Origin of the sequence: Lutibacter sp. A80 (genome assembly GCF_022429645.1) — a bacterium.
In the GTDB taxonomy this organism is placed as follows: domain Bacteria; phylum Bacteroidota; class Bacteroidia; order Flavobacteriales; family Flavobacteriaceae; genus Lutibacter.
The window spans coordinates 1971779-1978522 of record NZ_CP092480.1 but is presented as its reverse complement, the minus strand read 5'-3'; the positions used below and the strand labels follow the sequence as shown (position 1 = coordinate 1978522).

The 6744-nt window shown below is 28.3% G+C and carries 6 protein-coding genes; 1 reads left to right on the top strand and 5 read right to left on the bottom strand.

The window, feature by feature from the left end:
- The first annotated feature begins 25 nt into the window (after positions 1-25).
- Positions 26-1036, top strand: coding sequence for a type IX secretion system membrane protein PorP/SprF (locus MHL31_RS08425; protein ID WP_240225490.1), 1011 nt, complete (start codon positions 26-28; stop codon positions 1034-1036).
- Between the two features lie 55 nt (positions 1037-1091).
- On the opposite strand, the gene murI is transcribed toward MHL31_RS08425, so the two are convergent.
- The 5 genes from murI to MHL31_RS08400 form a co-directional block, all read right to left on the bottom strand.
- Positions 1092-1865 carry a glutamate racemase gene (gene murI / locus MHL31_RS08420; protein WP_240225489.1) on the bottom strand — a complete coding sequence of 258 codons (774 nt, stop codon included), beginning with the start codon at positions 1863-1865 and terminating at the stop codon, positions 1092-1094.
- A gap of 173 nt (positions 1866-2038) precedes the next feature.
- Positions 2039-2539, bottom strand: coding sequence for an OmpH family outer membrane protein (locus tag MHL31_RS08415; protein ID WP_240225488.1), 501 nt, complete (start codon positions 2537-2539; stop codon positions 2039-2041).
- A 19-nt stretch (positions 2540-2558) separates the two neighbouring features.
- Positions 2559-3350, bottom strand: a complete 792-nt coding sequence (locus MHL31_RS08410; RefSeq protein WP_240225487.1) for an OmpH family outer membrane protein — start codon at positions 3348-3350, stop codon at positions 2559-2561.
- A 66-nt stretch (positions 3351-3416) separates the two neighbouring features.
- The gene (gene bamA / locus MHL31_RS08405) at positions 3417-5993 is read right to left on the bottom strand and encodes an outer membrane protein assembly factor BamA (RefSeq protein WP_240225486.1); all 2577 of its coding nucleotides are present in this window, start codon (positions 5991-5993) and stop codon (positions 3417-3419) included.
- A complete protein-coding gene (locus tag MHL31_RS08400; RefSeq protein WP_240225485.1) occupies positions 5986-6741 on the bottom strand; it encodes an isoprenyl transferase in 756 nt (251 codons plus the stop codon). Before MHL31_RS08400 ends, bamA begins: the two co-directional genes overlap by 8 nt.
- Positions 6742-6744: the final 3 nt, after the last annotated feature.

The window sequence follows — 6744 nt, the reverse complement described above, 5'->3', positions numbered from 1 at the left end:
TAAATAAATAATAAAGACCCTAATGATGAATAAATATATATACAGTATTATAACTATCTTTTATATTAGTACAACTATGTATAGTCAAGAGTATATATACTCAAATCAAAATAAATTACTTGGAAGTTTAAACCCTAGTTTTTATGGGTTCGATGAGGTACCTCATATTGGTGTTTCTTATGCAACTCAAAAAGTATTAAATAATGATAGTAATATTGAAAATAGTTATGCTTATGGTTCAACTTTTTTTGAAGATTATAATTTCTCTTTAGCTTTAGATGTAAATCTTTTTAAAATTTCTACATTAGGTTATACTTCAACACAAGCAAATTTGCATTATATATACAAAACTAATTTATCGTACGAATGGGTTTTAAATACATCACTTTCATTAGGCTATGGAAATAATAAATTAGATTTTTCTTCACTGGTTTTTGAAGATCAGGTAGATATTTTAACAGGGAATGTTTCTGGATTTTCAATAGATCCAGTAAATGTGAATAATAGAGTAAGTTATTTCGATTTAGGTGCAGGTGCGCATATACATAATAGTAGAAATATGTTTTTTGGATTAAATTTAAAACATTTAAATCAACCCAATATTTCTTTAAATGATGAAGCTGATGATAATAAAGAACTTTTAATTTCTTTACAAGGAGCTTACGAAATTGATTTAAATCCTTTTAGAAGAGACTTTTTACCACGAAATTCATTTTTGTTTTTATATGGATCTGCTACCCTACAAGGAGCAAAGTCTAGATTTGATTTTTACCAAGAAGCCATTTTCGATGATTTTTCATTGGGTATAAATCAACATGTTAATAATTATGAAGGTGCTTCATTAACTTCTTTTGGGGCTTCAGCAAGTGTTTTTCTAGATCAAATGGAAATAGGAGCTAATTATTCTTTTGAAATAAGTAGTAAACAACTAACAGGTATTGCTTATAATTATTTTGAAATCTTTATTTCTTTTGATTTCTTTGAACTGAGACAGCGTAGAAGAGGAAATAACAGTAGGTTTTATAGTTTTTATTAGAACCTTAACCGATAAGCTTAGAAAAGCAATAAAATGTTTTAAAAACGGTGTAAAACTAAAATGTATAAATTGATTTTATGGGAGTAAATTGAGCTAGTATTTCTTTATTCCCATTTGTAAAAAATAGATGTGTTACAGTATTTGAATTTTTGATATTTAATATATTATTTTTTTCTAATATATTTTTAGTTTGTTTTGCAACTGCTTTTCCAGAGTCAATTATATTTACATTTGACCCAATAATTTTTTTAATTTTTGGAATTAAGTAGGGGTAATGTGTGCATCCTAAAACTAAATGGTCAATATTAAATTTTAGCATTGGTTTTAAATAGGTTTCAAGTAATTGATTAATTTCTGGAGTATCTATTTTACCAGATTCAATTAATGAAACTAAACCAGCACCTTCTTGTTCTATTATCGTCAATTTTTTGGTGTATTCTTTAGCCTTTTTTTCAAATAATTTACTAGATAAAGTACCTTTAGTGGCTAAAATACCAATGGCTCCAGTTTTGCTGTACAAAGCAGCTGGCTTTATTGCAGGTTCTATGCCTATAAATGGAATTTTATAGTGTTTTCTTAAATAATCTATAGCATTTGTAGTTGCAGTATTACAAGCAATAATAATAAGCTTACAGCCTTTAGAAATTAAAAATTCTGTATTTTTTATAGCTAAAGAAAGAATTTCTTCGGAAGTTTTTTCTCCATAAGGAGCATTTTTACTATCGGCCAAGTAAATAGTATTTTCATAGGGTAGTAGTGCTATAACCTCTTTCCAAATTGAAGTACCACCAATACCAGAATCAAATAAGCCAATAGGTTGTTTATTCACATTAAAAAAATTAAATGATGAAGTGAATTATAAATGTACAAAAAAGCTGTCTAAAAAGTGAAATTTTCGTTTACCTGTATGTATTCAGGTCTCAATAAAGAGTTTCTAAACCAAGTTCAGAATAACGTATTTCAAGTCTTTCTAGACAGCCTATTAAATTATAGGTAATTTTTTTATTGAATACCTAATTTAGCTTTTACTGCAGGTAATAAATCTGTACCATTAGCAACAATAATACTAGAAGCATCTAAAACATATGTAAAACCTTGTTCGTTAGCTACATCTTCAATTGCTTTTCTAGCTTTTTCTAAAATTGGTTTTAATTTATCATCTCTTTTTTTTGCAATATCTTGTTGTGCAATTTGAGAAGCTTGGTATAAGTTTTGTCTATCTTGTTGAACTTCTACACTTCTTTGTTGATTTACTTCATCAGTTTGAGAAGCTACTTCAGCTTCATATTTTTTTAATTTAGCTTCAAGTTTATCATTTTCTGCTTTTAATTCAGATTCATAAGTTTTACTTAATTTTTCTAAATCTGCATTCAAAGTTTTAGTTTCTGGCATAAGACTTAATAATAAATCAGTACTTATGTGTCCTACTTTAGTTTGAGCTTGAACCGAGTTAAACCCTAAAGTAATTACGGCAATTAATAATAAAGTTCTAAATTGTTTCATTTTATTCTTGTTGTTTAAATTAATTTTCTTGTTTTTCTTGTTCTTTTGCTTTTTTTGCGTCTTCAATATCTTGAATTCTTTTTAATCTTTTGGCTTCTATAGCTTTTTTTAGTTCTTCTCTTTTTTGCAATTGTAAAGCTCTTTTTTCTTCAATCTTTTTTTGAAGTGCTGCTTTTTTAGCTTCTTTTTCAGTTAATTCTTTTTCAACTTCTTCAACTTCTTGATTGTCAGTTTCAGTGTTTACAATATTACTGTCAATACCTTGTTGTTTTTGTTTAACAGCTTCTATTTTTTTCTCTCTAGTAATACTATTTATAACCAATTCACTAATATCATATTGTTTATTTGTATATAACATTATTAAATCTGTTGATTTATCTAAAACAAAATCATATTTTCTTTTAACTGCAATATCTTGAATTGCGTTGTAAACTAAATCTTGAATTGGTTGCACCAATTGTTGTCTTAATAAAAATAAATCTCCTTCAACTCCAAAATAGGAATCTTGTAATTTTTTTAACTCTAAAGTTTTAATTTGGATATCTTCTTCTTTATCTAAAATTAACTCTTTAGTCATTAAAGCTTTTTCAATATTTAATTCATTTTTTAAAGCATCAATTTCTGTTTGCTTTTTTTCAATATTTTGTTGCCATGTTAAGGCTTTTGAATTTAATTTAGATTGCGCTTCACTATATTCTGGAATATTTTGTAAAATATACTCCATATCTATATATCCAATTCTTTGAGCTTTTTGAGCAATTGCAGAAACCCCTATAATTAAAAATGCAAATAAAAGAACTTTTTTTGTCATAACTAATAAGTATTTAGAAAAAACCGTGCCAATTTATAATTCATTTACAAATATAAGAGATTTAGTTTAGAATTGCTGTCCTATTATAAAGTGTGTTTGCCAACCCGATTTTTCTGTTCCTCCAGGAAGTGGATCGAAACCGTGTGCAAAGTCAATACCAAGCAATCCAAAGGCTGGCATAAAAATTCTTAAACCTACACCCGCAGATCTTTTTAGTTGGAAAGGATTAAATTCTTTAAAGCCATCGTAAGAGTTACCGGCTTCTAAAAATCCTAGTGCGTATATAGATGCAGAAGGTTTTAGAGTTATTGGGTATCTAACTTCCATTTGGAATTTATTATAAATTGTTCCACCTGCAATAGAAGATAGTTGTCCGTTTTCATAACCTCTTAAAGCAATTGTTTCTCTACCATCTAATTGGTATGATGCCATTCCATCTCCACCCACAAAATAACGCTCAAAAGGTGAATCTCCAACTTCATCGTTGTAGTTTCCTAAAAATCCAAATTCTATATTAGACATTAATACAACATCTTTAGTTAAAGAAGTATACCATTTTCCTTTAAAAAAGGCTTTGTAGTATTCTAACCATTTGTATTTCTCTGCTAATTCCATAGAATCGTAATCTTTATCATTTAATAAAGAGTATGGAATTGTTAATTTTGCTCCTATGGCAAATTCTGAACCTCCTTTTGGAAATATTGGGTTTGGTCCTGCAGAATTTCTACCAAGAGTAATATTGTAAGCTAAATTATTTAAATTACCATTACTTAAAGTAAGGTTACCAATGCTCATTCCGTAATCTTTAAGGTCATATAATTGGTAGCTAATACTTTGCGATAGTGTAAAATAATCATCTGGCCATTTTAAACGTTGCCCTAAACCAACTGTTGCTCCAACAATATTTAAACGTTGATCTTTATCAACATCATTAGAGTAATAATCGTATCTAAATTGTTTAGAATTATAAACAGAAAAAGATAGTGATCTCGGCTTTTTACCACCTAACCAAGGTTCTGTAAAAGAAAAACTAGAAGTTGTATAGTATCTACTTTTTTGTAAACGTAATGATAGTGTTTGTCCGTCTCCCATTGGAAGCGGTTTATATGCTTTTTTATTGAAAATATTACGTGTTGAAAAGTTATTGAATGAAAGCCCTAAGGTTCCAATAAAAGAGCCACCACCGTAACCACCTTGTAATTCTATTTGACTAGAACCTTTTTCGGCAACTGTATAATCTATATCTACAGTTTTGTCTGTATGGTTTGGAGAAATATCTGGAGTAATTGCCTCGGCATCAAAAAAGCCTAATTGACCAATTTCTCTAATAGTTCTAATAATATCAGCTTTACTATATAAATATCCAGGTTTTGTACTTATTTCTCTAAAAATTACGTGGTCGTTTGTTCTATCGTTACCGTTAACTGTTACTTTGTTAATTTTTGTAATTTGGTCTTCGTAAATTCTAATTTCTACATCAATAGAATCGTTGTTTACTCTTGTTTCAACAGGCATTACACGCGAAAATAAATATCCGTTATTTTGGTATTCTGTAGCAATGTCTTGAGAGTCTGGAGAGCCATCACCTGTAACACGTTCTTTTAATAACTTACCATTGTAAGTATCTCCTTTTTCAATTCTTAAAACACGTTGTAATTGTGCATCTGTGTATTTACTGTTCCCAATAAATTTAATATCTCCAAAAATATATTTTTTACCTTCTTCAATTTTAAGGTTTAGGTTTAATGTATTATCATCGTTCCAAGTAAGTGAGTGGTCTAAAATTCTAGCATCTCTATGTCCTCTTTCGCTGTAGGTATTTATAATGTTTTCTAAATCTTCTTTAAAATCGGCATCTATATATTTAGATCCTTTCCAAAATCTACCAAGCATTTTCTTTTTGGTATTTTTCATTGCTTTTCTAAGCTTTTTATCACTTAAAGCTTCATTACCTTCAAAATTAATGTTCTTAATTTTTACTTTTTCACCCTTGTCAATATGAACCAACATATTAACTATGTTTACATCTGATGTGTCTTTTTTTGTATCTAAAGAAACTTTGGTTTTTAAGAATCCTTTTTCTTGGTATTTCTTTTTAAAATAATTTGTTGTGGTAACCAATAAGTTGTCTGTTACCATAGCACCTCTTTTTAATTCGGCATCTTTTTGTAGTTCTTTTGCTTTATTAGTTTTTACACCAGTAATTGTAATATTGTTAAGTTGTGGTAGTTCTTCAACTTCAAATTCTAAATATACGGTGGTTCCGTCTATTTTTGAAACATATACTTCAACATTGCTAAACTGTTTTGTTTCGTATAGTTTTTTTATGGCACTTGTTAATTTATCTCCAGGAAGTTTAATTTCTTGACCTACTTTTAATCCAGTGAAAACTTTTACGGTTTGTTCTTCAAATTTTTGAAGCCCTTTAACAGTGATTCCTCCTAGTTCATAAGAACTATCTTTTACATAATTTGTGTTCGATGTATCAGTAGAAGTGGTGTCTTTTTTAATAGTGCTATTTGTAATTTCACTATTTTTTGTTTCAACATTTTTAGCGTTAACATTTTGTTCTTCTTGCGCACTTAGCGAGTTTAAACTTAAAATAACGGTAAAAAGTAAAAGGGCTATTTTTAAATTATTCATTTATTTTTATAATTTGTTCACTGGTTTTTCCAAACCTTCGTTCTCTATTTTGATATTCTATAACTGCATTAAACAGATTTTCTTTTTTAAAATCAGGCCAAAGTGTATTTGTAAAATACAGTTCGGCGTATGCTATTTGCCATAATAAAAAATTGCTAATTCTTTTTTCTCCACTTGTTCTTATTAAAAAGTCAACATCAGGCAAAGAAAACGTATATAAATGATTATTTATAATATTTTCGTCAATTTCTTCAATAGCAAGTTCATTATTAACAACTTTTTTTGATATATTTTTGATAACATTAACAATTTCATCCCTTGATCCATAGCTTAAGGCTAAGGTTAAGGTTAAGGCAGTGTTGTTTTTGGTTTTTTCTATTACTTCAGTTAGCTCTTTTTGAGCATTTCCTGGTAAATCATTTAAATTACCAATAGTGTTTAATTTGATATTGTTTTTTTGAAGTATTTTTAATTCTTTTTTTAGTGAAGAAACCAATAAAGCCATTAATGTTTTTACTTCTAATTTTGGACGTTTCCAGTTTTCGGTAGAAAAGGCGTATAAAGTTAAATATTTAACACCTATTTCTCCACAAGCTTCTATAGTTTCTCGTACAGAATTTACACCATTTTTATGTCCAAAAACGCGCGGTTTATTTTTAAGTTTTGCCCATCTGCCGTTACCATCCATAATTATAGCTACATGCTCTGGGACTTTATTTTTTAATATGTTGTTTTTTAATGCTTCCATTAA

What these genes read in the sequence shown, in the direction of transcription:
- MHL31_RS08425 (WP_240225490.1), top strand. Translation starts at nt 26, where the DNA reads ATGAATAAATATATATACAGTATTATAACTATCTTTTATATTAGTACA.
- MHL31_RS08410 (WP_240225487.1), bottom strand. Translation starts at nt 3,350, where the DNA reads ATGACAAAAAAAGTTCTTTTATTTGCATTTTTAATTATAGGGGTTTCT.
- bamA (WP_240225486.1), bottom strand. Translation starts at nt 5,993, where the DNA reads ATGAATAATTTAAAAATAGCCCTTTTACTTTTTACCGTTATTTTAAGT.
- MHL31_RS08415 (WP_240225488.1), bottom strand. Translation starts at nt 2,539, where the DNA reads ATGAAACAATTTAGAACTTTATTATTAATTGCCGTAATTACTTTAGGG.
- MHL31_RS08400 (WP_240225485.1), bottom strand. Translation starts at nt 6,741, where the DNA reads ATGGAAGCATTAAAAAACAACATATTAAAAAATAAAGTCCCAGAGCAT.